Origin of the sequence: Pseudomonas alkylphenolica (genome assembly GCF_004025535.1) — a bacterium.
In the GTDB taxonomy this organism is placed as follows: Bacteria; Pseudomonadota; Gammaproteobacteria; order Pseudomonadales; family Pseudomonadaceae; genus Aquipseudomonas; species Aquipseudomonas alkylphenolica_A.
In genome coordinates this window covers 139,326-164,372 of record NZ_QJRG01000048.1, presented here as the reverse complement: position 1 = coordinate 164,372, position 25,047 = coordinate 139,326, and the positions used below count along the sequence as shown (strand labels likewise).

The window sequence follows — 25,047 nt, the reverse complement described above, 5'->3', positions numbered from 1 at the left end:
GGGGAAACACCATGGATTTTCGACCTGATGCCAGCCTCGAGGTGTTCCGCCAGGAGGTTCGTCAGTTCCTTCGGGACCAGGTCCCGGCGGACCTGAAAGGGCAGCAGCGCTGTACCCGCTCGCCACGCGAGCAGATCATGCGTTGGCAAAAGCTCCTCAACGAACGTGGCTGGGGGGCACCGTACTGGCCCAAGGAACACGGCGGCACGGGCTGGACGGTGCCGCAGATCCTGGTGTTCGATGACGAGTGCAGCCTGGCTGGCACACCGACCCAGGATGGCTTCGTGCACAAGATGCTCGGGCCGGTGCTCAATGCCTTCGCCACGCCTGATCAAAAGGCCGAGCACCTGCCGGCCGTGTTCAATGGCGAACGTTTGTGGTGCCAGGGTTTTTCCGAGCCTGGCGCCGGCTCTGACCTGGCGTCGCTGCGCACCCGTGCTGAGCGTGACGGTGATTGCTACGTGGTCAATGGCCAGAAAATCTGGACCAGCTACGCCCACCACGCGGACTGGATTTTCCTGCTGGTGCGTACCGACCCGCAGGTGAAGAAGCAGGCGGGTATCAGCTTCCTGCTGGTGGACATGCGCACGCCCGGCATCACCGTGCGGCCGATCCGCAGCATCGACGATGCCCATCACTTGAACGAAACCTTCTTCGACAATGTACGGGTGCCGGTGGGTAACCTGATTGGCAGCGAAGGGCAGGGCTGGAGCATTACCAAGTTTCTGCTCAACAACGAACATGCCACCACCGCCGACCTGCCCGAACTCAAACGCTACATGCGCGAACTGCGCTTGATTGGCACCACGCTGCAGGTGGCCGGCAAGCCGTTGTTCGAGCGTCCGGAGTTCGCCCTGAAACTGGCGCGCCTGGAGGCTGAGCTGCAGGCGATCGAGATGCTGGTGCAGCGTGTTGCACGCCTGGATGAACAGCAAAACCCGGCGTCCCACACCCTGGGGTCGATGCTCAAGATTCGCGCCACTGAACTGCAGCAACGCATGACCGAGGCGCAGATCGAGGCACTGGGGGATTACGGTGCGATTGCCTATGCGCATCCGCATGAGGCCGATCCGCAGCAGCCGTTTCCGCTGCAGGCGCTTGCCCGGGGTATCAGCAACGATATGTTCCTGCGCCGGGCGTCGACCATCTACGGCGGCACCAGCGAAGTGCAGCGCGGCATTATCGCCAAGATGCTGTTCCAACTCTGATATCAGGAAACCGCTATGGATTTCGAATTCACTTCGGAACAACAACTGTTGCAGGACAGCCTGCGACGCTATGTAGACAAGGCCTACAGTTTCGAAGCGCGTACTGCGCTGCTTGCAGCGGACAAGAACGGTAGCGCCGAAAACTGGGGCATCTTTGCCGACAACGGCTGGTTGATGGCCGCGTTGCCGGAGGCTTATGGCGGGCTTGGCGGTTCGCTCGTGGATACAGTAATCATTGCCCAGGAACTGGGCCGTGGCCTGGTACTGGAACCTTTCCTTGGCTGTGGCGTGCTGGCCGCACAGACCCTGCTGGGCGCCGCTAGCGAGGCGCAGAAGGTACGCCTGCTGCCGCAGGTGGCCGATGGTTCCTACCGCGTAGCACTGGCCTACAGCGAGCCAGGTTCGCGTGGCATGCCTGAGCCGGTTGCGCTGCAGGCCGAGCGCACCGGCGACGGTTATCGCCTGGCCGGGCGCAAAAGTCTGGTGCTCGGGGCGCCGGGGGCGGACGCCTTCATCGTTTCTGCACAAATACCGAAGACCCCGGGCGTCAGCCTGTTTCTGGTCGAAGCAGACTGCGCGGGCCTCGAATGCCAGACGTTGCCACTGCACGATGGCAGTTGGGTCCAGGAGCTGCAGTTCGATGGCGTTGAAGTTGCTGCCGATGCTTTGCTCGGTGAGGCAGGGCAGGGTTTGCCCGGGCTGCGCCAGGGGTTGGCCAACGGCATTGTAGCCCTGTGTGCCGAGCTGATCGGGGCGATGGAAAAAACCCTTGAAGTCACCGCTGACTACCTCAAGGTACGCCAGCAGTTCGGCGTGCCCATCGGTTCGTTCCAGACACTGCAGCACCGCCTGGCCGATATGGCTGCGGAGCTGGAGCTGGCGCGGTCAAGCCTGCACGTGGCCCTGGCGTCGATGGCCAACGATGAGGAAGCGACCCGCTACAAGACTGTTTCCGGCAGCAAGATGCTCATTTGCCGCGCCGCCAGGTTTGTCTGTGGCCAGGGCATCCAGTTGCACGGCGGTATCGGCATGACTGAAGAGTACCTGGTCGGCCATTACTACAAACGTGCCGTCGTCGCCGACGTGTTGCTCGGTAGCAGTGACGGTCACGAAGCCGCCTGCGCGGCCGCATTGCAGGCCGAGTTGCGCGCCTGATCCGCCTACAGACAGACCCTCGAGAACCGCACAACAATGAAAAGCTACGAAACCCTGGCTGAACTGCAAGGCCTGGTCGGCGAAGTCGTCGGCACCAGCGACTGGATCAGCATCGATCAGCAACGCATCAATACCTTTGCCCAAGCCACTGGTGATCACCAGTGGATTCATGTCGATCCGCAACGCGCCGCCAGCGGGCCTTTCGGCAAGCCGATTGCCCATGGCTTCCTGACCCTGAGCCTGCTGCCGACGTTCATGACCAACGCGTTTGAGCTGCGTGACGTGAAAATGGGCGTGAACTACGGCATGAACAAAGTGCGCTTCGTCCAGCCGGTGCCGGTGGACAGCCGCCTGCGCGCGCACTTCAAGGTGCAGTCCTGGGAGCCGCTGGAGGGCAACGGCGCCCAGGTGACCTACGAGATGACCGTGGAGATCGAAGGTGCCTCAAAACCTGCCTGCGTAGCGGAGACCATCTTGCGCGTCTTTGCCTGATCGCACCCTGGCGGGTAGAAACGCCACGCCCACAAACGCCACGCACAGTGCTCTGTTGCGTGGCGTTTGTGTTTTGGCGATGGCCGGTAAACGGCCCCCCCTCGCCGCGCCAATAAGGGGGGGGCGAGAGGACAGGGTGGTTGGTTAAAAACATAGGGCCAGGACGGGAAGAGAAACCGCATTTCCTGAGGGGCCGGGCGCGCTTTAGCAGACGCTCAAACCACCATCCTAGAGGTTGGAGACATGATTAGACTGACAAAAACCCTGATTGCTGCCGCGTTAGTGGCTGCACACGCAGGCGTGCTCCATGCAGCAGTGAGCGAACAGGAAGCCCGGCAACTGGGCACCACATTGACCCCCGTGGGCGCCGAGATGGCCGGTAATGCCGACGGCAGCATCCCGGCCTACACCGGCGGGCTGCTGACCGCGCCCGCAGGTTTCGACAAGGCGTCGGGCATTCGCCCTGATCCCTTCATCAACGAAAAACCGCAGTTCACCATCGATGCTTCGAACGTTGACACGTATGCAGACAAGCTCACCGAAGGTACCAAGGCGCTGATCAAGGCCAGGCCGGGCTTTCGCGTTGATGTCTACCCGACCCACCGCACGGTCGGTTACCCGCAGTTCGTACTCGACAACACCCGCAAGAATGCTACCCAGGCGCAGTTGACCAACGACGATCAGAACTTGCAGGGCGCACGCGCTGGCGTGCCATTCCCGATTCCCAAACGCGGTATCGAGGTGATGTTCAACCACTTGACCCGTTACCAGGGGGTGGGTTACCTCGCGCCCAAGTACGGCGCCTACAACGTCGATGCCGCCGGCAAACTGGTGGTCTCGACCGAGGGCCGCTGGATGTACGAGATGCCGTACTACGACACCAGCAAGGCCGAGGCACCGACGATCATTACCCGTGCCCGTGCCAACTACACAGGCCCCGCACGCCGCGCTGGCGAAGCGGTGATGACCTTCGACAACATCGACACCGAGAAGGGGCGCAAAGCCTATCAGTACCTGCCGGGGCAGCGCCGTGTGCGGCTGGCGCCCGATCTGGCTTACGACACACCAAACGCCAGTACCTCGGGCATGTCCACGGTCGACGACATCTACCTGTTCAACGGCAGGCTGGACCGCTTCGACTGGAAGCTGATCGGCAAGAAGGAAATGTACGTTCCTTACAATACCTATCGCTTCACCTACGCCGATGACCCGAAGAATGTGTTCGGGCCGAAGTTCATCAATCCCGACCTGGTGCGCTGGGAGCGTCACCGTGTCTGGGTGGTGGAGGCCAACCTCAAGGAGGGCAAGCGCCACATCTATTCCAAGCGTACCTTCTACATCGACGAGGACAGCTGGACCGCACTGGCAGTGGACCAGTATGACGGGCGTGGCCAGCTCTGGCGCCCCGGCTTCAGCTATATGACCCAGATGTATGATGTCGGTGCAATCAACAATTCGCCGGGCGGTCACTACGACTTGATCAGCGGCACCTACTACATCAACGTCTGGCCCGGCAAAGGCGGTGTGAAGGTCATGGACAAGCTCAGCCCCGACAACGGCTGGACATCCGACAGCCTGGCCGGTGCCGGCGTTCGCTGATATAGCAGGGTTTCCATCGCGGCACATGCCCACGCCTGCAACAGGCGAAGGCGTGTGCCGCGATGTCGTTCAGGATACCCGGCGAGGTTGATCGGACCAGTAACGGTCCCTTACCTGACGCCGCAGCACCTTGCCGACGGCACTCAGGGGCAGCGCTTCCACCAACTTGACTGACTTCGGTGCCTTGAAGCGGCCCAGACGCTCCTTGACCAGCAAGATCAGTTCTTCTGCAGTCACGCACATGCCTGCTTTGAGCACCACTTCGGCATGCACCGCTTCACCCCATTTGTCATCCGGAATACCCACCACAGCCGACATCGACACGGCGGGGTGGGCGTTGAGGGTGGCTTCCACTTCAACGGCGTAGACATTGAAACCTCCGGTGATGATCACATCTTTCTTGCGATCGACGATGAACACATAGCCGGCTTCATCAACATAGCCCAGGTCCCCGGACTTCCAGTAGCCATCGCTGAACTCGGCTGCGGTACCTTGCGGATTGTTGTGGTAGCCGCTGATGGTGCCGCGCCCGCGCAGCCAGATTTCCCCGGTGCTGCCGGGCGCCAGGCGATTACCCGCTTCATCGACAATCTTCAGCTCGATGCCGGTGACCGGCCGTCCGGCGGAGGCCAGCCGACCCGTCTCCACGGCATCCAGGTGGTCGGCCTTGGTCAGGGTACAAACCGCCTGGGCACACTCTGTGGCACCGTAGAGCTGAAAGAAGATATTGCCGAAGCGCTGCTGGGCTTGTCTGAGCTTGGCCGGACTCATCGGAGCGGCGCCGTAGAACAGTGTTTGCAGGCTGGAGAGGTCGGACTGTGATGCCTCGGGCAGTTCGAGCAACCAGCCGACCAGGGTCGGTACCATCAGCGCGGTGGTGATGCGCTCCGCTTCTACGTTTCGGCACCAGGCCTTGAGGTCGGCGGCATTCTGGGTCACGGTGCAGCCGCCACGAAACAGTGTTGGCAGCAGCGACAACCCTGAGCCATGGCTGATGGGCGCTATGTGCAGATAACGGGTGTTTTCGTTGAAGGCCTGACTCTGCTCGCTATCGGCATACATCGAATCACGCGCCGCCAACCAGTTGTCGATGGTGTAGCGGGCGCACTTGCTCCTGCCGGTGGTCCCTCCGGTAAAGCGATAGATGAGAGTGTCCTGGTAGACATCGGACTCGATGTCGGGCTCCTGCTCCGGGACGCCTTCGAGCAGTGCCCAGAAGTCCAGCGCGAAAGTGCAGCCGGCAGGTGGCGGGTCCATGCACACCACCGTGGCGCCGCTGGCACGCAGCATGTCGTTGTACAGTGGCAGCAGGGCCCGCTCGATGAAAATGACTTTCGGCTCGATGAAAGTCACCTGCCAGCGGTGTTCTTCCAGGGAGTCGCGGATGTTGGTGTGGGCGAATGCCACCTCACCCTTGAACGCGGTCCAGGCATGCAAAAGCGACAAGTTGTCGTTTTCCAGAATGCACAGCGCGGTATCGCCACGCTGCAGGTTGAGCCGTGTGCGCAGCATCGTGGCGATACGATTGGTCAAACGGTGCAATTCATCGAAACGATACCGCCGGTTGCGCTCGACGTTGACCAGCGCGTCCTGCTTGGAATAGCGCTGGGCAATCTGAGCCATGACGCGGGAAAAATTCATCTTCATCGCGATCTCCATTTGTTGTTGTAATCAGTGGAGAACGCATTCTAGGAAGCACCGCCTGGTGCAGCGCCTCCCTACAGGAGAGGGGCGCATGCACGCACAGCTGTGTGAACGTCAGTAGACCTCGAACAGCCCGGCAGCGCCCATACCGCCACCAACGCACATGGTCACCACGACATAACGCACGCCGCGGCGTTTACCTTCGAGCAGTGCATGACCAACCATGCGCGCGCCGCTCATGCCATAGGGATGGCCGATGGCAATGGCGCCGCCATTGACATTGAGCTTGTCATTGTCGATGCCAAGCACGTTGCGGCAGTACAGCACCTGGCAGGCGAAAGCCTCGTTCAGCTCCCACAGGCCGATGTCATTGACACTCAAGCCGTGGGCCTTGAGCAGTTTCGGTACCGCCAATACCGGGCCAATGCCCATTTCATCCGGGGCCAGGCCCGCCACCGCAATGCCGCGGTAAGCCCCCAGCGGTTCAAGGTTGCGCTGTTCGGCCAGACGCCCGTCCATCAATACACAGGCACTGGCACCGTCGGACAGCTGGCTGGCGTTGCCGGCTGTGATACAGCCGCCTTCAATGACCGGCTTGAGCCGGGTCAGGTCGTCCAGCACGGTGTGCGGACGGTTGCCTTCGTCCTGGCTCAGGCTGGTTTGTTGGAAGCTGACGGCCCCCGTGGCTTTGTCCACCACCTGCTGGGTCACCGTCACCGGGACTATCTCGCCTTCGAACAGGCCTGCTTGCTGCGCTGCTGCTGTACGTTGCTGGGATTGCAGCGCATAGGCGTCCTGGTCGTCGCGGCTGATGCCATAGCGCTGGGCAACCAGTTCGGCGGTGCGCAGCATGGGCATGTAGGCATCCGGTGCATGGCTGAGCACCTGGGTATCGTGGAACTCGCCAATCCACTGGGTGTGGCGGTTCTGTACCAGGCTGATATGTTCCTGACCCGCCCCCAGGGTAACCAGCATACCGTCGACGATGATCTGTTTGGCGGCCGTAGCAATGGCCATCAAGCCTGATGCGCATTGCCGATCCAGGGTTTGCCCGCTGACACTGACCGGTAGCCCGGCCGCCAATGCGCTCATGCGCCCCAGATTCCAGCCCGCCGTACCGGCAGGCATCCCGGTGCCCATGACCAGGTCTTCGATTTCATTGGCACGAATGCCTGCGCGTTCTACCGCCGCGCGGATGGCGAATGCCGCCATGGTCGGTGACGTGGTGTGGTTGAACGCGCCGCGAAAGGCTTTGGCTATGGGTGTGCGGGCGGTTGAGAGGATAACGGCTTCTTTCATGGCGTAGGTCTCTTGAAGGTGGCGCCTGGTGTCCTTCGCCGGTGCCGGCGGAGGCGACGGAACCCGCAGTAAATCCAATTCCGGCACATCAGCGTAACTCCCTTTCGGAGGGGGGCGCAGGTGCGTAGGGCAGGGCGCCGGCACGCTGCAAGGTGTTGCTGACAGTTGCCCGAGTACCACCGCCTACCCGCTTCGAGGGGGCAGAAGCTGATTGCGCGGCCCTAATGTGGCGCAACGCAGCCACTGTCTCCCGAGGTCAAACGATGATTCCGCGTACCCTTTTCGATCATGAACACGAAGCGTTCCGCAGCACCGTGCAGCGTTTCCTCGCCGAGGAATGCACGCCCTTCCATGAACAGTGGGAGGAAGACCATCGCGTGCCGCGCCAGGTATGGCAGCGTGCCGGCGAGCTGGGCATGCTCAATGCCACCACGCCTGAAGCCTATGGGGGGCTGGGACTGGACCGGCGCTTTTCGATGATCGCCGTCGAGGAAATCGCCCGGGCGGGGCTATCGGGCTTGAACGGCTTCAACGTGCACGACATCTGCGCCGGGTACCTGAACAATTTCGGCACTGAGGCTCAGAAACAGCAATGGCTGGGGAAAATGGCCGCTGGTGAAGCCATCGCAGCGGTGGCCATGACCGAACCCGATACCGGTTCTGACCTGCAGGCAGTGAAAACCCGCGCCGTGCTGGATGGCGATGAGTACGTCATCAACGGCGCGAAGACGTTTATCTCCAACGGCACCAACAGCGACATCATCGTGGTGATTGCCAAGACCGGCACCAGTGGCAAAGGCTCGCGCGACATTTCGCTGATCCTGGTTGAGGCCGAGCGGGCGGGCGTCAGCAAGTCCAAGCCGTTGCGCAAGGTCGGTATGCACGCCCAGGACACCACCATGGTGTTTTTCCAGGATGTGCGTGTGCCCAAGGCCAATATTCTTGGCGGTGAGCCCGGCCAGGGTTTTTATCAATTGATGAAAGAGCTGGCCTGGGAGCGCCTGAGCATCGGCATCCTTGCTATTGCCGCGAGTCAGGCGGTGCTGGAGCAGACCATCGCCTATACGCGCGAGCGCAAGGCATTCGGTACGCCGATCTTCGAATTCCAGAACTCGCGCTTCAAACTCGCCGAGCTCAAGACCGAGATCGTTCTCGGGCAGACCTACGTCGACCGTTGCATGGAACTGATTCTGCAACACCAGCTGAGCCCGGAGGCAGCTGCGGCCGCCAAGCTCTGGTGTACCGAACTGTATTCAAAAGTGGTCGACCAGTGCGTACAGCTTCACGGTGGCAACGGCTATATGCTTGAGTATCCGGTGGCGCGGCATTATCTGGACAGCCGGGTCAACCGTATCTATGGGGGCGCCAACGACATCATGCGTGAACTGGTGGCACGCACCCTCTGAACCTTTGCCGGAGTGACGACAGCCCCCTCACTTGTAGGGGGTGGTTTATCGCTGATCCCCGCCACCATCTGTGCCAGGCGGATCCTCGAGGTGCCGCAAGTCAGGGCGTAATAACGATACGTGCTGTCTTTTGCCGGTATTCGGGTAAATAATCCGAAAAAAACGCCAGAACGTGGCCACACCTAGCCGATCGTGCAGCACCCTGGGGTGCTGTAGCGGTGCATTCGGCGGGATCGGAGACCAGTCAGCACATGCATACCGACAAACTGCTCGTATCGACGAAATTTGCGCCACCGCGCATCAGCACCCAGACGATCGTTCGCGAACGCCTGCTGGAGGATCTGCGCAGCATGGCGCAGTGCCGTGTGGGTCTGATCACCGGAAGCCCCGGTTTTGGCAAGACCACACTGCTGGCCCAATGGCGCCAGGTGATGATGCGCTCGGGGGCTGATGTGGCCTGGTTGTCGCTGAGCGCCGATGACAAACACCTGTCGATATTCTTCGCCTACCTGCGCGGTGCCCTGCAACGCCTGGGCATTGCCCTGGACAGTGGCATCCCGCTGGAAGGCGCGCGTCAGGAGTTGATCGATGAAGTCGTCGCGGCGATCGTCGAAGGCGCCGCCTCAATCAATAAAGAGCTGTACCTGGTTGTCGACGACTACCAGCATGTTGTTGATCCGCGCGCGCATCAGTTGATGCAAAAACTGTTGGACCATAGCCCGGAAAACCTGCACTTCATCATTTCCTCACGGGTTGGCCCACCCTTGAGCTTCAGCCGCCTGCGGCTCAGTGGGCAACTGGTGGAGATTGATTGTGCGGCCTTGCCGTTTGACCTGAGCGAGTCGCGGGCTTTCCTTGAGCAGAGCCTGGCGGCGCTGAAACTCAGCCCGGAAGAACTGCACCAGATCCATGAACTCACCAGTGGCTGGCCGGCGACCTTGCAACTGGTGATCATTCTCCTGCGCAGTGATCCGGAATCACGCGGCACCTTGCGCGAGATGGGCTGGCGCTCCGATGACCTGCAGAGTTACCTGGCCGAAAACGTCATGGCCCATCTGCCTGTCGAACTGGCAACCTTCATGGAAAGCATCAGTATCTGCCGGCGCTTCAATGCCTCGCTCGCGCAGGCAGTGACCGGCAATGACGCGGCGCAGGCGATGTTGAAGCGTCTGGACGAAGACAACCTGCTGATTTTTCGCGTTGAGGCGGACGACCGTCAGCCCTGGTACCGCTTTCACGCGCTGTTCGGCGATTTTCTGGCCACGCGCCTGGCCCGGCGCGACAGCACCTCGCAAACGGAACTGCACAGCCGCGCGGCTCACTGGTTCGCTGAGCGAAAACTGCTCGCCGAAGCCGTACGCCATGCCACCCAGGCTGGCGATCTTGGATTTGCCGCCCAGGTGATTGAACGGGCGGCACCGGCCACCTGGAGCCTGGGGCAGCTCAGCCCGCTGCTGCGCCTGCTCGACCGCTTGCCACAGGACATCCTGTTCTCGAGGCCACGGCTGTTCTTCCTCGGTTGCCTGGCCTATGCGCTGACTGCGCGTCCGGCCAAGGCCGAAGCCTGGCTAGAGCAGTTTCGTCACAGCGGTGCGGCCCATCAGGACGACGTCGCCTACCGACTGCCGTTGGTGCAGGCCACCATAGAGCTGCAGCGTGACCGCACCGAACCGATCATTGACCTGCTGAAGGATTTTCAGGCGTTGCCCGATGATTATTCGGTAACCCGCTATGGTGCCCCGGCATTGCTGGCCATTGCCTACCTGGCAGCGGGGCGCATGGAAGAGGCGTTGCGCTGCCTGGATGACAACCCGATACCTGAATCCGAGCTGGATGCCGAAATGGCCCTGGTAGCTCAGGGCGCACGAACCCTCTGCTACCTGCAGGAGGGGCGCATTCTTGAAGCCGAGCGCGTTGGCGCTGCGCAACTGGCCCGCGCCGTGTCGGTTCACGGTCACCGCTCGGCCAGTGCGTACCTCGGTGCCGCCACCCTGGCTGAGGTGTATCGGGAGCTGGACAGAACCGATGAGGCGCGGGAAATCCTTGCCAACCGGAGCGGGCTCTTGCAGTGGGCAATGCCCGATACCATGTTGCGCGCCACGATCTGCCGCGCGCGTCTGGATCTGCTGCAAGATTGTGCTGCAGTGGCAATGGCTTTCCTGGAGCGCCAGGAACGTCATTTTCGCACCATCGGCCAGGATCGCGCCCTGGTCCACTGTCTGGCCGAACAGGTACGCATTGCCTTGCTGGAGAGCAACAAAGCCTACGCCAGCGAACAGGTTGCCAAGTTGCAGGTGCTGGCAGAGTTGCACAAAGGCGCGCAAGGGTTTCAGGCCGATATCATGGCGATGGCGGCGTTGGCGCGTGCGCGTCTGTTGCTGGCAACCAACTACCCGGACAAGGCGCTGCAGGATCTGCAACTGCTCAATGGCTATGCTTGCACATTCCGCCGCGGTCAACTGCAGGTTACCGGCCAGTTGCTCATGGCCTGCGCTGCTGCCGACCTGCGCCAACCCGAGCAGGCCCAGGAACACCTGGTCGCGGCCCTGTCCCAAGGCCGCGAACTGGGTTTGGTACGCACGTTTCTGGATGAAGGCGAGGTGCTGCGCAAGATGCTCTCGGCGCTGACAAACCAGACACTGGTCAGCGCCGACGTGACGTACCTGACCCTGCTGCTGGAGCGCTTCGGCCAAGGCGGAGCAGGGCGCAGCAATGATTCATCCGCCAATGGCGCGCCCTCGATGCTGACACCACGCGAGCTGGCCATCCTGCAGTTGATCAGTCAGGCGATGGCCAACAAACGCGTGGCCCTGACCCTGAACATTTCCCTGGAAACGGTGAAATGGAACCTGAAGAACATCTACGCCAAGCTGGGTGTTTCCAGCCGCTATGACGCGGTGTCCTGGGCGCGCAAGAACGGCCTGATCGAATAAGCGCGAAACCACCCGTGCAGAGCGCTGGCGGGACGTTGCGTGGACGTCTCGCCAGGTCTCTGCACGGGTATTTCGCCGGCCTAGGCTAAGCGCCTTGGCCGCCCCGCGCCCAACCCCGGTCGGGGGGGCGCAAGTCTTACCTTGAGTCACCGCGCAGATCCCCCCCGCCGTGAGGGGGCGGTTCAACCAACGCTCCTCCTATGATCGATTCATCGCCCCCGCAAGGGCGGCAGAACGATGAGCCGAGGAGTAAACCTTCAATGATCCCGCGTAGCCTGTTTGATCATGAGCACGAGGCGTTTCGCAGCAGTGTGCGACGCTTCCTGGCGCACGAATGTGCGCCCCGCCAGGAAGAGTGGGAAGCCGATCATCGGGTGCCCCGGGAAATCTGGCAGCGCGCCGGTGCGCTGGGCATGCTCAATGCGACCACGCCGCACGCCTACGGCGGGCTGGGTCTGGACCGGCGTTTTTCGATGGTGGCCACCGAAGAGATCTACCGCGCGGGCCTGGCCTCCGGGCTGATCGGTTTCGGCGTGCATGACATCGTCGCCGGCTACCTGGTGAACTTTGGCAGCGAAGCGCAAAAGCAGGCCTGGCTGCCGAAGATGGCCGCAGGCGAAGCGATCGGTGCCGTGGCCATGACCGAGCCGGACACTGGCTCGGACCTGCAAGCGGTCAAGACCCGCGCCGTGCTCGACGGTGACGAATACGTCATCAACGGTGCCAAAACCTTCATTTCCAACGGTACCAACTGCGACATCGTGGTGGTCGTGGCCAAGACCGGCAACACCGGCAAGGGCGCCCAGGACACTTCGTTGATCCTGGTCGAGGCGGACCGCGCCGGTTTCAGCCGCTCGCAACCGTTGCGCAAGGTCGGCCTGCATGCCCAGGACACCACCATGCTGTTCTTCGACAACGTGCGGGTGCCAAAAGAGAACCTGCTGGGCGGCGTGCCGGGGCAGGGCTTCTTCCAGTTGATGAAAGAACTGGCCTGGGAGCGGTTGTCCATCGCCATCAGCAGTGTTGCCGGGTCGCTCGCGGTACTGGAAAGCACCCTGGAATACACCAAGGACCGCAACGTCTTTGGCCAGCCAATCTTTGCCTTCCAGAACACCCGCTTCAAGTTGGCCGACCTGAAAATGCAGCTGGCGGTGTCGCAGAACTACGTCGACCGCTGCATGGAACAGTGCCTGAACGGCACCTTGAGCCCGGAAGCGGCAGCCGCCGCCAAGCTGTGGTGCTCAGACCTCTACACCAGGGTGGTGGACGAGTGCGTGCAGCTGCACGGGGGCAACGGCTACATGCTCGAGTACCCGGTAGCCCGTCACTACCTTGACCATCGCGTGCTGCGCATTGCCGGTGGCGCCAACGACATCATGAAAGATCTGGTCGGGCGCACGCTCTGATCCGGGCCGCTGAGGAGTACCCAATGGAATACCTGATCCCCCGTACACTGTTCAGCACCGAGCATGACGAGTACCGTCGCGCTGCACGCCGCTTCATGGAAGAGGAAGTGGCGCCGTTCCACGCCCAATGGGAGAAGGACAAGTGCGTCCCCCGCGAGGTGTGGCGCAAGGCTGGCGAGCTGGGCATGTTGCTGCCCTCCATGCCGGAAGAATACGGCGGCCCGGGTGCCGACCGCCTGTTCGACATGGTGTTTGCCGAAGAATTCATGCGCATCGGCGCCACCGGGCTGATGGGCTTTGGTGTGCATGGCCTGGTGGCGTTCTACATCCTCAACTACGGCACCGAGGCGCAAAAGCAAGCCTGGCTGCCGAAGATGATTGCCGGCGAGGCGGTGGGCGCCATCGCCATGACCGAGCCCAACACCGGTTCCGACCTGCAGGCGGTGCGCACCCGCGCCGTGCTGGACGGCGATGAGCTGGTCCTCAACGGTTCCAAGACCTTTATCTCCAATGGCGCCTCCTGCGACATGGCCCTGGTGGTGTGCAAGACCGGCACCAGCGGCACGGCCAAGGACATCTCGCTGGTCATCGTCGAAAAAGAGCGCGCCGGGTTTGAACGCTCGCAGCCGCTGGAAAAAATCGGCCTGCATGCCCAGGACACCAGCATGCTGTTCTTCGACGACTGCCGTGTGCCCGCCGAAAACGTGCTGGGTGGCGAGCAGGGCCAGGGCTTCTACCAGCTCATGCATGACCTGGCCTGGGAACGCATCATCGGCGCCGTGGGCTTTCAGGCCCAGGCCGAAGCGGCCCTTGAGAACACCCTCGAGTACACCCGCACACGCATCGTGTTCGGCAAGCCGGTGCTCGATTTCCAGAACTCGCGCTTCACCCTGGCGCAACTCAAGACCGAAATCCAGATCGGCCGCTCGTGGGTCGACAGCTGCATGGACTTGCTGCTGCGCGGCGAACTGAGTGCCGAGACCGCGGCGGTGGCCAAGTACTGGACTGCCGAACTCAGCAGTCGCGTGGTCGATGCCTGCCTGCAGCTGCACGGCGGCAATGGCTACATGACCGAATACCCGATTGCCAGGCTGTACCTGGACACCCGCGGCAACCGCATCTGGGGCGGTACCAACGAAATCATGAAAGAGATCATCGCTCGCACCTTGTGAGCGCCATAACAATAGGAGTGCACACGTGTCTGAAGAAATTCGTTTTGACGGTAAAGTCGCCATTGTCACCGGCGCCGGCAACGGCCTGGGCCGCGCCCACGCGCTGTTGCTGGGTGCCCGCGGCGCCAAAGTAGTGGTCAACGACCTCGGTGTCAGCACCGATGGCCTGGGCGCCTCCAGCGCTGCCGCCGATGCGGTGGTGGCCGAAATCCGTGCCCTTGGCGGTGAAGCAGTAGCCGACCATCATTCGGTCACAGAGGGCGAGAAAATCGTCGCCACCGCGCTGGAAGCCTTCGGCACCGTCGACATCCTCATCAACAACGCCGGCATTCTGCGCGACACCTCGTTCCACAAGATGACCGAAGAACAGTGGGACCTGATCCAGGCCGTGCACGTCAAGGGCGCCTTCCGCCTGACCCACGCGGTGTGGCCGATCATGCGCGAAAAAGGCTACGGCCGGATCGTCATGACCGCTTCGGGCACCGGCATCTACGGCAACTTCGGCCAGTGCAACTACGGCACCGCCAAGGCCGGGCTGATCGGTTTTGCCAGCTCGCTGGCCCTTGAAGGCGCGAGCAAGAACATCCGCGTCAATACCATCGCACCGATCGCCGCCTCACGTATGGTCATCGCCAGCGGCCTGTTCCCTGAGGAACTGCACGACAAACTGAAAGTCGACGATGTTGCGCCGCTGGTGGGCTGGCTGTGCAGCGAGCAATGCCAGGACACCGGCGGCCTGTTCGAAGTCGGCGGCGGCTTCCACGCCAAGTACCGCTGGGAGCGTTCGCAAGGTCGCCTTCTGCACACCAACACTCTCAGCCCGGAGCTGGTGCGCGACAACTGGGAACGCATTACCCGCTTCGACGAGCACAGCGTGCACCACAGCAACGGCGGCGAAGGTTTCACCGAGCTGTTCGCGCGCATGGCGTCGCCGGCCAAGGGCGGTAACGCCTTCGTCGACATGGAAGTGGCGGCCAATGCCGTGTCCTACCTTGAAACCGAGTATGACCAGAACGATGCGGCGCTTTATGCGCTCGCCGTCGGCGCCGCCAAAGACCCGCTGGACCGCACTGAACTGCTGTACGTCAACGAGTTCACCGGTGACGACTTCCGCGTGCTGCCGACCATGGCCGTGTTGCCGGCAACCGAGGTGTTCCTGCGTGCTGCCAAGTCCGGCGAGCCACAGCTTGAAGGCCTGAACCTGCCGTTCGCCAAGGGCTTGCATGGCGAACAGTACACCGTGATGTATCGTCCGTTGCCGCCCAAGGCCAAGCTCAAGCACACCATGCGCCTGAAGTCCGCCATCGACAAAGGCAAAAGCTCGGTGAGCGTCCTGGCCATCGAAACCACCGATGAGCACGGTACGCCGCTGTTCTATAACGAAGTCACCGGCTTCTACCCGGGCGTGCCAGGTGCCGGTCTTGAACGGGTTGCCAGCGAAGAGATCAACGTGCCGCCAGCACGCGTGCCGGATGCCGTGCTCGCTGACCAGACCGACGTCAACCAGGCTTTGCTTTACCGCCTGTGCGGCGACTGGAACCCGATGCACGTCGACCCCGACTACGCCGCCAAGGCCGGCTACGAAAAGCCGTTCCTGCATGGCCTGTGCACCTTCGGCTACCTCGGCCGTCATGTGATCAAGGCGTTCTGCGACAACGACTCGCGCCTGTTCAAAAGCGTGCGCGCCCGCTTTGCCTCGATCGTGATGCCGGGCGACACCCTGGAAACCCGCATGTGGCGCGAGTCTGCCACGCGCATCATCGTTGAGATGCGTGCGGTGGAGCGTGACGTGATTGTGCTGAAAAACGGTGCCGTGGAACTGTTCGAGTCCGTCCCGGGCTAACCCTCGGCCACTAACGGCCGTCTGCCGCTAGCCGGGACTGGTAGCGGCAGCTTTGCATTTTCAGGAGAGCACGATGCAACGTTGCGTCAATGTGATTGGCGTAGGAATGTCCCCGTTCAGACCGGCCAGGGTGTACCCGGACATGGACGACCTTGTCGCGGCTACGGTCCGGCAGGCGTTGGCTGACGCCGGGTTGCCCGCCAGCAGCCTGACATCGATCTATGCCGCGTCGGACATGCCGGAAGGTGCGACCTTGCAGCGTGCCCTCGACCGGTGCGGGATGCAGGGGATAGCGCTACGTCACGAATTCCCGGAGCACACCGATAACAACCAGATGCTGGCATGTGCACATCAGGCCATTCTGGCGGGGCAAGCCGAAGCCATTCTGGTCCTGGGCGTGCAAGGCCAGGGGCTAGTGCTGCCTGCGGTAGAACCCATGGGCGTCGCTGCACGGGCGTACATGGCCCGCTATCAGGCACGGTGTGAAACCTTTGCGATGATCGCGGTCAAGGCGCGCCAGCACGCGGCGTACAACCCTCAGGCCGCGTTCAACCAGCTCATGACCCTGGAACAAGTACTCGAGGCGCCGATGCTGGCCGAGCCGCTGACCCGGCCGCAATGGGCCTGGCCGACGGTGGGCGTCGCGGCGGTGGTGCTGTGCTCCGGTGAGTTCGCCAGTCGCCACTGCCAAGGCCCGCTTGTACGCATCTTGGGTCAGGCGAGTGTCTCACCCCGGCAGGTGGTCGATGTCGACCTGGCATCGCCTTTTGCCGACGTCGGCTACGACATTCATGTCGCCGCCGCCCGCGAGCTGTATGAGCAAACGGGCAGAGGGCCTGAGGACATTGCCGTGTGCGAGTTGCATGACAGCAGCACACTCAGCGAGCTGCTGCTCTACGAAGCACTGGGTTTGTGCTGCGAAGGCAGCGCTGAAAAGTTCGTCGAGGAGGGTGACAACACCTACGGCGGCAACCTGGTGGTCAATCCCGGCGGCGGCTTGTTGTCACTCGGCCAGGCGGGCGCAGCCAGTGCGCTGGCGCAATGTGTCGAGCTGGTCCAGCAGTTGCGCGGTAGCGCCGGTCGGCGGCAGGTTGCCAACGCCCGAATCGCCCTGCAACATCAGGCCGGCTCTGATGGTACGGTTATCACCACCCTTTATCAGCGCGACTGAATTTTCGCGTTCAGCTACAGCAGGAAACGCTTAGAACAGAACACTTTCACCAGGTGGAGCACCACCCTTCAGATGCAGGATGTGCCATGAACAACAACAATAATCAGACAACCCTGTTGCATCGCTTCCTCGAGTGGGAGCGCAGTACACCCGATGCGATCTACCTGACCCAACCCTTGCCTGATGGCAGTGTGCAGGACTACAGCTGGCGTCAGGTCGGTGACCAGGCGCGGCGCGTGGCCGCTTACCTGCAAACGCTCGGCCTGCCGGCCAAGTCCTCGATTGGCCTGTATGCCAAGAACAGTGCGCACTGGATCATTGCCGACCTGGCCATCTGGATGGCCGGGCACGTCAGTGTGCCGCTGTACACCACCGCCAACGCCGATACTGTGCGTTACGTGCTCAAACACGCAGAAGTGCGCTTGCTGCTGGTCGGCCGCCTGGAAGGCGAAGAGGCCGGCTGGAAAGCGGTGCGTGCCGCGATCCCGGACGATCTGCCGCTGATCGATCTGCCCCAGTCCAGCGCTGGCGAAGGCATGCCATGGGCGCAGATCGTCGCGTCCACGGCGCCGCTGCAAACCGTGGCGCTGCCGACGCCCGAAGACCTTGCAACCATCATCTATACCTCGGGCAGCACTGGCGATCCCAAAGGTGTGATGCACAGCTTTGGCGCGATGTACGCCGCCCCGGCGGTAACCGGCTGCATGTACGCCAACGGCAAGGGCACTTGCAGCAGTGATCGTCTGCTGTCGTATTTGCCGCTGGCGCATACCGCCGAGCGTGCCGTGGTGGAAGCGGTGTCGCTGTTCAGCGGCTGCCGGGTGTTTTTCAACCTGGGGCTGGAGACATTTACCGAAGACCTGCGTCGTGCGCGGCCGACCATCTTCTTGTCGATGCCGCGGTTGTGGGGCAAGTTCTACCAGGGCATCAACGACAAGATCGATCCGCACGTCCAGGCCACGACGTTCGCCGACCCCGTGGAAGGCCCGCTGATGAAGGCGCAGATCCTCTCGGTACTGGGGCTGGACCAGGTGCATACCGGCTTGTCCGGCTCTGCGCCGTTGCCGGTCAAGGTCATGGCCTGGTACCGCCAGCTTGGCCTGGAACTGCTCGAAGGCTATGGCATGTCGGAGAATTTCGGCACGTCGCACTTCAGCTTGCCGGGGCAGGTTCGGGTGGGTTACGTCGGCGCGGCGATTCCGGGGGTTGAATGCCGGATTGGTGACGACAACGAAATCCTGGTGAAAAGCCCGGCGCAGATGCTCGGTTACTACAAGCTTCCTGAACTGACTGCACAAAGCTATACCGTCGACGGCCTGTTCCGCACCGGCGACCGAGGCGAACTGGACGAACAAGGGCGCCTGCGCATCACCGGGCGGGTCAAGGAGCTGTTCAAGACTGCCAAGGGCAAATACGTCGCGCCAGTGCCGATCGAGGCCAAGCTGGGCAACCATCCTCGGGTCGAGGCGTCGTGCGTTACCGGTGTGGGGCTGGCACAGCCGTTGGCATTGCTCAATGTCTCGCCCGATACCCGTGCTGCGCTGGCGACTGCCGAAGGTCGCGACAAGGTCGTCACGGAGCTTGAAGTGTTCCTTGCGGACGTCAACAGCCAGTTCGAGCCTCATGAACAGCTGGCATGCCTGGTGGTGGTCAGTGAGCCCTGGACCATCGCCAATGCGTTGCTGACGCCGACCTTGAAGATTCGCCGTAGTCAGATCGAGGATCGCTATCACGGTGCGATCGAGGGCTGGGGAGCGAGCCGTAGCAAGGTGCTGTTTGAATAAGGCGTAGTGCAATAGACAAAGCCGGTCCTTGTGACCGGCTTTTTTATGCGTATCCAGTGCCTACAGATATCGGGTGCACCGTTGACCTGTAGGAGCGGATTCATCCGCGATGAGACACCACATGACGTCAAGCGGAGCCTGCTGCTCACCTTTACGACGGCAGTGGAAGATAAAGTTGCAGGCAAAAAAGAAGGGCTGCGAAAGCAGCCCTGGGGGAGGTTAGCGAATGCCTGCGTTGCGCAAGGCCGCCGGGGTGAAGTCAGCCAGCTTGGTACGGCCACCGTATTGCGGTGCAAGCTTCGATTCGTTGCTCATCGTGGCGACAATATAGCGCCCGGCAAGCAGGTCATAGAAACCTTGCGCCGCTGGCGCATTCAGGCCTTTGTCATAGTGGTTGTAGGTGTAGTTCTCACCCACGCGCCACAGCTGCCCGCGGCCGTCATAGTGGTCCACCTCGGCCAGCACCCAGGTGTCTTCATCGAAGTACATGTCACGCTTGGCATAGATATGCCGCTCGCCGGCCTTCAGTGTTGCCTGCACATGCCACACACGGTGCAGCTCGTAACGTGTCAGGTCCTGGTTGATATGCCCGGGTTTGACGATGTCGGCATACTTCAGGCTGGGTGATTGCAAGCGGTAGTTGTTGTAGGGAATGTACATCTCCTTCTTGCCGATAAGCTTCCAGTCATAGCGGTCCGGGGAGCCGTTCATCATGTCGGCGTTGTCGGAGGTACGCATGCCGTCAGAAGCAAGGCCGGGTGCGTCATAGGCCAGTTGTGGCGCACGGCGTACGCGACGCTGGCCTGCGTTGTAGGTCCAGGCTTTGCGGGGCTCGCTGACCTGGTCAATGGTTTCATGAGCCATCGACACGGTACCGGCCAGGCGCGCCGGGGCGTTGACGGCAAAGATGTAGTAATAAAGGATGTTTTTCGCTTCCTGCGGGTTCACCCCGTCCATGTACTGCGGGAAGCTGTTCTGGTCATGGGTCTCGACGATGGTGTAGGCACCATCGACCTGAGGCACGGCCTGGGTCGACCAGCGCTCGACGTTCTCGCCACGGAAACGGGTGACATAGTTCCAGTAGACCTCTACGCCACTTTTAGGGATCGGGAAGGCGTAGTAGCGCGAGTCGGCGAAGTTGGTCAGGCCTGTGCCGTCATTGACCAGTTGCACGTTGACGGCGCTCTTCTTGGCGGCGGCATAAATCTCAGGCGCCGCACGCGCGGTACGGTGCGTCGCAAACACCGGGATCTTGTAGCTGTCCGGGTAGCGCTTGAACATCGCCAGCTGGCCCGGGGTCAGCTTGTCCTTGTACTGCTCGACATTGGCGGCGGTAATGGTGAACAGCGGTTTTTCGCCACTGAACGGGTCGCCAAGGAAGCCCTTGGCATCCACGCTGGCCGCGCCGGGCTTGAGGCCTCCGGTCCACGCCGGGATGCTGCCATCGGCATTGCCTTCCTTCTGTGCACCCAGTGGCGTCAGGGCCGTGCCGAGTTGCGCCGCTTCCTGCTCGCTGACAGCGGCCATGACGCTGCTGGCCAGCAGCGAGAGTGCCAGTGTTGAGGCCGTGATGAGCATGTTTGCTTTCATGTAGATACCCTCTGTCGGTTGCGGCTTAGAAGTTGACGCCGAAGCTGAGCGACACGTAGTCCCGGTCAGTACTGGTGTTGAATTCACCGCCGAAGAAGTCCGTGTAGTTCAGGCTTGCGGTGTAGGTGCTCATGTAGTCGGCATCCACGCCGACACTGACGGCCTTGGCGCCTTCCTCGAAGTTCGGGCCCCAGCCGTCGACATCGTGCGACCAGGCCAGGTTCGGCGAGAGGTTGATACCGGCAATCACGTTGGTGTAGTCGAGCTTGGCGCGCAGGCGGTAACCCCACGAATCGGTGGTGTAGAACCCATGGCTGTTGCATTTTTTCTGGGGATTGGTGGTGGTGGCGCAGACCGTTGCGTTCTGGCTGCCCGGAAACTCGCCAGGCCCATACACCGGGCTGCGTCCAAAGCGCACGTCAGTGCCATCGGCATCGCCCAGGCCGTTGATGCGGTTGTAGCCGACTTCACCGACCAGGGTCAGGCGGCTGGCGCCCCAGATCTGGTCGAAGAACTGCGTTGCCGTCATCTGTGCCTGCATCACCGGCATGCGCTTGTAGCCCGGCAGGTCGCCGCCCAGCACCTGGGCCGTTTCACCGCTGGTGAACACTGGCGAGGTCTGGGTGCGCAGGTCGGTGTCGGTGGACTGCAGGGCCGCAAGGTTGAGGTCGGCGGTGTTGATCTGCAGCGGCATGTTGGGGCGGAAGCTGACTTCACCACCGACCGAGGTTGCGCCCAGGGTGGTCTGGAAACTCACCCCGTACAGGCGGATGTCTTCCGGATAGTCGACCAGGTAACGGGCCGAGCGCACCCGGTCAAACTGGTTCTGCGCGGCTGCCAGTTGCCTGGCCGCGGCGGGCAGGGCGGCCAGCTGGCCTGCGGTGATCGGCGCCGTGGTGGTTTGCTTGAAACTCAGGAACGGTGAACGGCTGTGGTAGTTCATGGCATAGAAACCGAACTCGGTATCGTTCAGTTCCGGCACGAACCAGCGCAAGGCCACGCCGAACTGGCCACCGTCACGCGCATCGTTGTCTTCCAGGCGTGGCATGTAGACGTTGTCCACCACCCGCCCGCTCAGGATCTGCGCCGCCGTCGCGGTGTTTTTTGCAACGCCCGGCGCAAGGTCGGGGCCGGCAAACACCAGGCGGTCGTTGCAGCCCTGGGGCAGGGGGTCGGAGCCGAAGAACGTGCCGCAGTTATCGACCACCGAGTTTTCCCATTCCAGCTGGTAGAAGGCCTCGGCGTTGAGGTTCTCTGACAGGCCCTGGGACAGGTAGAACATGTTCACCGGCACCAGGCCTTCCTTGACCTCGGCACCCGGACGGCGCAGGGCCGCGACGTCGATGGGGTTGATGCTGTTGATCGAGTTGCCGATGAAGGTGCTTTCGCCCCAGCTCACTACCTGTTTGCCCAGGCGCACGTTACCGGCCAGGTCGCCGAGGGTGTAGTTGTGGTAGATGAACGCGTCGAGAAACTCGGCGCCGGACGACTTGGCCAGGTCGTCACGGCCGCTGTCGTCGATGTCGTAGAACGGCCGGTGTTCGTCCTTGAGCTCGAAGTCGTACCAGTACTTGCCGCGTACGAACACGCCGCTTTCGCCGTACTTCAGTTCGAGGTCATGCACCCCTTTGAAGATCTTCGAAAAGGTTTCGCCTTTCTTGAAGTTCTGCCGGTTGTCGTCGGCGGTACGCGTGGCGGACTCGCCGCGCAGGCCCATGGTATTGGCGGCGTTGATGAGTTTCGGGTCCGGTCCGCGCACCGCCCAGCTCGACCCGATGGACAGCGACGAGTCGAACTGCCCTTCGATTTCACCTATCTGGAAGTCGATGGCATAGGCGTTGGCGCAGGTGCCCAGGGCAACCGCGAGGGCCAGCAGGTGAGGGCGGAACGCGACCTGTCGGGTAGGTGCGCGCCAGTGCTGTTGTGGGCTGATGTGTCTTGCGAAAGTCACGTGTTGGTTACCCCTGAGATCTTGTTGTTGTTTGGGTGAACTGCCAGCGAACGCTACCGCCGACGCTTCGAGGGCCTCCCCCTCGCGTGGGGGGGGATACCCCCACCATTGGTCTGACGCGGGCGCTGCCTCGCTGCCCGCACCCCCTCCACCCGAGGGGGCGTTAGCGCGGTGCATTACGTGACCATCGAAAAACGGTTTGCCGCGGTCGCTCTCAACCAGCGGCGAATGTCGCGAGCCTTGATCACTCACCCTGGAGAACGTGATGTCGCAGAAAGTATTTGTTGCCGGTGTTGGCATGATTCCCTTTGCCAAACCTGGACAGAGCGGTACCTACATCGAAATGGGCGCACAAGCCATTCGTCAGGCACTGCAAGATGCAGGGCTGGACTACCGCAAGGTGCAGCAGGCTTACGCCGGCTACGTGTATGGCGACTCCACCAGCGGCCAGTCGGCGCTCTACGAAGTCGGCCTTACCGGCATTCCGGTGATCAACGTCAACAACAACTGCGGCAGTGGCTCCACAGCGCTTTTCCTGGCTCGCCAGGCGGTGGAGAGCGGTGCGGTGGATTGCGCCCTGGCCTTTGGCTTCGAACAGATGCAGCCCGGTGCGCTCAAGTCGCACTGGCTCGACCGCCCGATCACCTACGGCAAGGGCCATGAAGTGGCCGATGCGATCTTCCCCGAAGGCCGTGACATGCCCGATGCCCTGAAATTCTTCGGCGGTGCCGGGCGTGAGCACATGGAAAAGTACGGCACCCGCATGGAAACCTTCGCGGCCATTCGCGCCAAGGCCAGTCGCCATGCTGCGAACAACCCGCTGTCGGTGTTCAAGAAGGTGGTAACTACCGAAGAAGTGATGGCCGACCAGGTCATTTTCCCGGGTGTGATGACCCGCCTGATGGCTTGCCCGCCAACCTGCGGTGGCGCCGCAGCCATCGTCGTCTCCGAGCGCTTCGCCAAACAGCATGGCCTGCGCACCGATGTGTGCATCCTCGCCCAGGCCCTGGTCACCGACCAGCCTCAAGCGTTTGAACCCGCGTCGCTGATCAGCATCGTCGGTGTCGGCATGACCCGTCAGGCGGCCACCGAAGTCTACGAAAAGGCCGGTGTCGGCCCCGACGAGATCCGTGTCTGCGAGCTGCACGACTGCTTTGCCCACAATGAATTGCTGACCTACGAAGGCCTGGGCTTCTGCCCTGAGGGTGGCGCCGAAAAATTCGTGATGGATGGCGACAACACCTACGGCGGCCAGGTGGTGATCAACCCGTCAGGCGGCCTGCTGTCCAAAGGTCACCCGCTGGGCGCGACCGGCCTTGCCCAGTGCTACGAGCTGACCCATCAACTGCGCGGCACAGCCGACAAACGCCAGGTCGCGGATCTGCACCACGCCCTGCAGCACAACCTGGGTCTGGGCGGCGCCGGCATCGTGACCCTGTTCGGGCGCGGCTGACGAGAGTGCGCGCCTGCCCGGGCGCGCAGTTTCAGAAACTGATAGGACGGACTGACAGGACGACCTGAGATGGCAGACAAGAATCTGATCGGCCGTTCACTGGGTGTAACCACCTGTGAAGTTGAAAAAGGCCGCCTGCGCTTTTTCGCCAAGGCCATTGGCGAGACCGACCCGCTGTACACCGACGAAACCGCAGCCATGGCTGCCGGGCACCGGTCGCTACCGGTACCACCCAGTTTCCTCATGTGCCTGGAGGCTGAGGGGCGCGATACCGACCACATCGTCCAGGACATATTTGGTTTCGACCTGGGGCGCATCCTGCATGCCGAGCAGGCCTTCGACTACCACGCCATGGCTTACGCCGGTGATGTACTGACCTTTGCCACCGAGGTGCTGGACGTCTACGAGAAAAAGGGCGGGGCGCTGACCTTCGTGGTGCAACAGACCCGTGTGACCAACCAGGATGGCGTGCATGTCGCCGACATTCGCTCATCCCTGGTACAGCGCTGAGGAGCCGGCAATGAACCCTATGCAATGGCGTGACGTGCAAGTTGGCTTCGAACTGCCCGTGCTGACCTTACCTGCGGTCAACCGCACCACCCTGGCGCTGTACGCCGGCGCTTCGGGCGATCACAACCAGGTGCACATCGACCTGGATTTTGCCCGCAAGGCGCGCCAGCCCGATGTATTTGCCCACGGCATGCTGTCGGTGGCCTACCTGGGGCGGTTGCTCACCGGGTGGGTGGCGCAACAGCAGATCCGCAGCCTGTCCGTGCGTTTCACCGGTATCACCCAGCTGGGCCACGTGCCGACCTGCAGCGCCAAGGTCATCGACAGTTTCGAAGTCGATGGCGAACGGCGTGTACGCCTGGCAATCCGCTGCGCCAATCAATACGGCGACGACAAACTGGTTGGCGAAGCCGTCGTGGCGCTGACCTGAA

The 25,047-nt window shown here is 62.1% G+C and carries 18 protein-coding genes; 14 read left to right on the top strand and 4 right to left on the bottom strand.

What is annotated here, in order from left to right:
- The first annotated feature begins 11 nt into the window (after positions 1–11).
- The 4 genes from DM813_RS21510 to DM813_RS21495 all read left to right on the top strand — a co-directional run bounded on the left by DM813_RS21510 (position 12) and on the right by DM813_RS21495 (position 4,454).
- On the top strand, positions 12–1,208 hold the full coding sequence (locus DM813_RS21510) for an acyl-CoA dehydrogenase family protein (protein ID WP_128325421.1): 1,197 nt from the start codon (positions 12–14) through the stop codon (positions 1,206–1,208).
- Positions 1,209–1,223: 15 nt separating this feature from the next.
- Positions 1,224–2,363: an acyl-CoA dehydrogenase family protein gene (locus tag DM813_RS21505; protein WP_128325420.1), complete on the top strand. Its 1,140-nt coding sequence runs from the start codon at positions 1,224–1,226 to the stop codon at positions 2,361–2,363.
- Between the two features lie 36 nt (positions 2,364–2,399).
- Positions 2,400–2,855 carry a MaoC family dehydratase gene (locus DM813_RS21500; protein ID WP_128325419.1) on the top strand — a complete coding sequence of 152 codons (456 nt, stop codon included), beginning with the start codon at positions 2,400–2,402 and terminating at the stop codon, positions 2,853–2,855.
- Positions 2,856–3,101: 246 nt separating this feature from the next.
- A complete protein-coding gene (locus DM813_RS21495; protein WP_431312005.1) occupies positions 3,102–4,454 on the top strand; it encodes a DUF1329 domain-containing protein in 1,353 nt (450 codons plus the stop codon).
- A 69-nt stretch (positions 4,455–4,523) separates the two neighbouring features.
- Here DM813_RS21495 and DM813_RS21490 read toward each other — a convergent pair whose 3' ends face one another.
- Positions 4,524–6,101: an AMP-binding protein gene (locus DM813_RS21490; protein WP_128325417.1), complete on the bottom strand. Its 1,578-nt coding sequence runs from the start codon at positions 6,099–6,101 to the stop codon at positions 4,524–4,526.
- Positions 6,102–6,212: 111 nt separating this feature from the next.
- On the bottom strand, positions 6,213–7,397 hold the full coding sequence (locus DM813_RS21485) for an acetyl-CoA C-acyltransferase (RefSeq protein ID WP_128325416.1): 1,185 nt from the start codon (positions 7,395–7,397) through the stop codon (positions 6,213–6,215).
- A 263-nt stretch (positions 7,398–7,660) separates the two neighbouring features.
- Between DM813_RS21485 and DM813_RS21480 the strand changes: the two genes are divergently transcribed.
- The 7 genes from DM813_RS21480 (at position 7,661) to DM813_RS21450 (ending at position 19,112) form a co-directional block, all read left to right on the top strand.
- Positions 7,661–8,803: an acyl-CoA dehydrogenase family protein gene (locus DM813_RS21480; RefSeq protein WP_128325415.1), complete on the top strand. Its 1,143-nt coding sequence runs from the start codon at positions 7,661–7,663 to the stop codon at positions 8,801–8,803.
- Positions 8,804–9,054: 251 nt separating this feature from the next.
- Positions 9,055–11,736 carry a LuxR C-terminal-related transcriptional regulator gene (locus DM813_RS21475; protein WP_128325414.1) on the top strand — a complete coding sequence of 894 codons (2,682 nt, stop codon included), beginning with the start codon at positions 9,055–9,057 and terminating at the stop codon, positions 11,734–11,736.
- 260 nt (positions 11,737–11,996) lie between these two features.
- Positions 11,997–13,142 carry an acyl-CoA dehydrogenase family protein gene (locus DM813_RS21470; RefSeq protein WP_128325413.1) on the top strand — a complete coding sequence of 382 codons (1,146 nt, stop codon included), beginning with the start codon at positions 11,997–11,999 and terminating at the stop codon, positions 13,140–13,142.
- 32 nt (positions 13,143–13,174) lie between these two features.
- Positions 13,175–14,314, top strand: coding sequence for an acyl-CoA dehydrogenase family protein (locus tag DM813_RS21465; RefSeq protein WP_241653233.1), 1,140 nt, complete (start codon positions 13,175–13,177; stop codon positions 14,312–14,314).
- Between the two features lie 25 nt (positions 14,315–14,339).
- Positions 14,340–16,157 (top strand): SDR family oxidoreductase, encoded by a 1,818-nt coding sequence (locus tag DM813_RS21460; RefSeq protein WP_128325411.1) that lies wholly within the window; start codon positions 14,340–14,342, stop codon positions 16,155–16,157.
- A gap of 106 nt (positions 16,158–16,263) precedes the next feature.
- The gene (locus DM813_RS21455) at positions 16,264–17,328 is read left to right on the top strand and encodes a thiolase C-terminal domain-containing protein (RefSeq protein WP_241653217.1); all 1,065 of its coding nucleotides are present in this window, start codon (positions 16,264–16,266) and stop codon (positions 17,326–17,328) included.
- An 86-nt stretch (positions 17,329–17,414) separates the two neighbouring features.
- Positions 17,415–19,112 carry an AMP-binding protein gene (locus tag DM813_RS21450; protein ID WP_128325409.1) on the top strand — a complete coding sequence of 566 codons (1,698 nt, stop codon included), beginning with the start codon at positions 17,415–17,417 and terminating at the stop codon, positions 19,110–19,112.
- Between the two features lie 219 nt (positions 19,113–19,331).
- Here DM813_RS21450 and DM813_RS21445 read toward each other — a convergent pair whose 3' ends face one another.
- The gene (locus tag DM813_RS21445) at positions 19,332–20,702 is read right to left on the bottom strand and encodes a DUF1329 domain-containing protein (RefSeq protein ID WP_128325408.1); all 1,371 of its coding nucleotides are present in this window, start codon (positions 20,700–20,702) and stop codon (positions 19,332–19,334) included.
- Positions 20,703–20,727: 25 nt separating this feature from the next.
- Complete coding sequence (locus DM813_RS21440) at positions 20,728–22,653, bottom strand: DUF1302 domain-containing protein (protein WP_128325407.1); 1,926 nt, start codon at positions 22,651–22,653, stop codon at positions 20,728–20,730.
- Positions 22,654–22,918: 265 nt separating this feature from the next.
- Here DM813_RS21440 and DM813_RS21435 point away from each other — a divergent pair, with 265 nt between their 5' ends.
- The 3 genes from DM813_RS21435 (at position 22,919) to DM813_RS21425 (ending at position 25,046) form a co-directional block, all read left to right on the top strand.
- Positions 22,919–24,106: a lipid-transfer protein gene (locus DM813_RS21435; RefSeq protein WP_128325406.1), complete on the top strand. Its 1,188-nt coding sequence runs from the start codon at positions 22,919–22,921 to the stop codon at positions 24,104–24,106.
- A gap of 69 nt (positions 24,107–24,175) precedes the next feature.
- Positions 24,176–24,616 (top strand): MaoC family dehydratase N-terminal domain-containing protein, encoded by a 441-nt coding sequence (locus DM813_RS21430; protein WP_128325405.1) that lies wholly within the window; start codon positions 24,176–24,178, stop codon positions 24,614–24,616.
- A 10-nt stretch (positions 24,617–24,626) separates the two neighbouring features.
- Positions 24,627–25,046, top strand: a complete 420-nt coding sequence (locus DM813_RS21425; RefSeq protein ID WP_128325404.1) for a MaoC family dehydratase — start codon at positions 24,627–24,629, stop codon at positions 25,044–25,046.
- Position 25,047 lies beyond the last annotated feature (1 nt).